The sequence below is a fragment of the Corynebacterium sp. HMSC05E07 genome, from assembly GCF_001807225.1.
GTDB lineage: Bacteria > Actinomycetota > Actinomycetes > Mycobacteriales > Mycobacteriaceae > Corynebacterium > Corynebacterium singulare.
On record NZ_KV788276.1, the window covers coordinates 1 to 2,224 of the forward strand.

Sequence of the window (2,224 nt, forward strand, 5' to 3'; positions counted from 1 at the left end):
CGATCCGCCCAAGGTGTTAAAGCTGGTTTGAAGGTTGCGAATGAGATCGCTGGCGAGCACAACTTGGCGTTTGGTATTCGTGAAAATAGCTCGCCCAAAGCCAAAGAAAAGTACACCACGATGTACGCGCTCAAAGACGATGATGGTGAGTTTTTTAAGTACCCCACCAAGCGCGGCAAGCGTAAGGCATCGACTACTGGATCACGCCTAGGTAGTGATTACGAAATTAAGCCCGTGATGGACTACATTCACCAGCTCCAGCAGCGCTATCAGATGGAAGAAGCTGTAAGACAACGTGGACTGGAAAAGGAACGTATCCGCCAGCAGCGACAAGCAGAATTTGACGCTGAATTTGAGGATTATGATGCTCACAACAAACCAGCGCGTGTAAGCCCGCCGCCAGTGGCTCCACGGGTTTATGACCCAACAGAAGAACGGATACGCAACTTGAGCATCGACCAGTTTAGGAAACCAAAGCGAATGGGCTCTAGACCCCGGGTGCAGGAAGAAGAGTTTGGCCCGGAGTTTTAAGTTGTGATTGCCCATTATGATCCGACACGGTGGTGATGACCTTGCGTTTCTTGGTGTAACCAAACAATTTGAGCTCACGCATGACCCGGTAGAACTTGCGCACCGTTGACTGTAAGCATATACTTACACCTGACATTGTTCGATTACGATATGGAGGGATGATGGACGCAGCACGGTTCGCTCAGATGCTCAGTGCTCTCGGAAGTGAGCCTCGGTTGCGAATTATCGCCTCACTAGAGACGGATTCGACCCATGTCAGTGAGCTGGCCCGCCGACTCGGGATGTCTCGGCCACTGCTCTACCAGCACCTCAACCGCTTGGAAGCTGCTGGACTCATCGAGAGTGGCCTGGAACAGCTCGGAGAGAGCCGAGTGAGGAAGCACTACTGGGTCGCTCCGTTTCAGCTTGAAGTAACTCCAGACCACATCAGACACCTGATTAATCAAGAATAGAAAAGGGAATCTTCGTGACACTTACCGCTACCGTATTTCTTGTCATCCTCGCCGCCGCACTACCACTTGCGATCTTCGTTGCTCTTACCGTCTGGGTGGTACGCACCGTCACCAGCGCACGACGCGAAACGGCGACGGCGATCGATGGTTCAAACCAACTCATCGTGGAGCACCTACGCAACATCACCGAGCGGTTGGATCAGATTGAGACCCAACTCAGCGAGATCCCCGAGTAACCAGGCTCTTCCGTTTAATTGACCCAGAATGCATTAACAAGCTCTAGCTCTGCCTGGGGGCGTTAGGCAGAGCTAGAGCAGTAGCAATGACAGCTCGGGGGCGTGGCCTACACATTAGTCTGTATGGACGCATAGAAAGTAGCAAGAGTGTGTTCACTGGAGTTTTTATCTAGTAGATCTGATAGACGAACACACCAAGCTCATCCTCATAGACCACTTCACGTGGGTAGTAGGTTTCTTTGAGCTTAAGCGATAGCGCCTTGAAGTCGATACTGCCATCGTCTTTGCGCGGAATCTCGTCCTCATCCATGTAGCGCAGTTTCTCACCCATGAATTCCCGCCAGTTCTCATAAAATCCCTGGTAAGCGTCCTGGAAGTCGCTGACACATGGGATGTTAAAAGCATCGACGATGCACTGCGAGAAGCTCGACCAAACAAAATACGGGTGCCAGTCTTCATGGCCAACTTCCTCATAGGCTTCAGCCCAGCGAACTGCTTGAGCAAGAGTGAAGGGCTCACCATGATTGGGAATGTTGTAGGTGTCCATGACCAGCACGTTTTTACACCCTTCGGGGTACTTGGATGCAGGAAAAATGTCATGCACGGTATCAGAGTCGATGTCAGCAACCATACCGCTATCGATGCAATCAAACCACGCCCCTAATGGGGTGCGGTGGCGCATGCAGCCGACCCAAATCTGCGGGATGTCGAGCTTGGGGCCTTTTTCAGAGTAGGTATCTCGTGCAGCAGGAGTAGTCATTATGGTCTCCATGTCAAGATTGAGAGTGTTGATATCACCTTTCTTGTCGGTGGCCAGGGCCCTGGCCACCTTCACACACATGGGAAGAAAGGCTTTTAGCGCGCAGCCTTGCGGGCAAGCTCAATAGAGCGAGTGCCTGCGTGTTGGTAGCGCATTGCAGCCTGGATAGTTGAGTGACCAAGATAGTGCTGGATTTCAGCCAGAGAAGCGCCGCTTTGTTCAGAAGACTGAAATGGTAGCGGTGT

At 51.9% G+C, this 2,224-nt stretch carries 4 protein-coding genes; 3 read left to right on the forward strand and 1 reads right to left on the reverse strand.

Annotated elements, in window-relative coordinates; all coding sequences use genetic code 11:
- The 3 genes from HMPREF3149_RS11885 to HMPREF3149_RS11895 form a co-directional block, all read left to right on the forward strand.
- A partial coding sequence (locus HMPREF3149_RS11885) for a hypothetical protein (RefSeq protein WP_210385455.1) occupies positions 1–531 on the forward strand: 531 nt, incomplete at its 5' end.
- Positions 532–716: 185 nt separating this feature from the next.
- A complete protein-coding gene (locus HMPREF3149_RS11890) occupies positions 717–983 on the forward strand; it encodes an ArsR/SmtB family transcription factor (protein WP_246817030.1) in 267 nt (88 codons plus the stop codon).
- 14 nt (positions 984–997) lie between these two features.
- Positions 998–1,219: a hypothetical protein gene (locus HMPREF3149_RS11895; RefSeq protein WP_070538394.1), complete on the forward strand. Its 222-nt coding sequence runs from the start codon at positions 998–1,000 to the stop codon at positions 1,217–1,219.
- 169 nt (positions 1,220–1,388) lie between these two features.
- Here HMPREF3149_RS11895 and HMPREF3149_RS11900 read toward each other — a convergent pair whose 3' ends face one another.
- Positions 1,389–1,979, reverse strand: coding sequence for a hypothetical protein (locus HMPREF3149_RS11900; RefSeq protein ID WP_141741528.1), 591 nt, complete (start codon positions 1,977–1,979; stop codon positions 1,389–1,391).
- Positions 1,980–2,224 lie beyond the last annotated feature (245 nt).

What these genes read in the sequence shown, in the direction of transcription:
- HMPREF3149_RS11890 (WP_246817030.1), top strand. Translation starts at nt 717, where the DNA reads ATGCTCAGTGCTCTCGGAAGTGAGCCTCGGTTGCGAATTATCGCCTCA.
- HMPREF3149_RS11900 (WP_141741528.1), bottom strand. Translation starts at nt 1,979, where the DNA reads ATGACTACTCCTGCTGCACGAGATACCTACTCTGAAAAAGGCCCCAAG.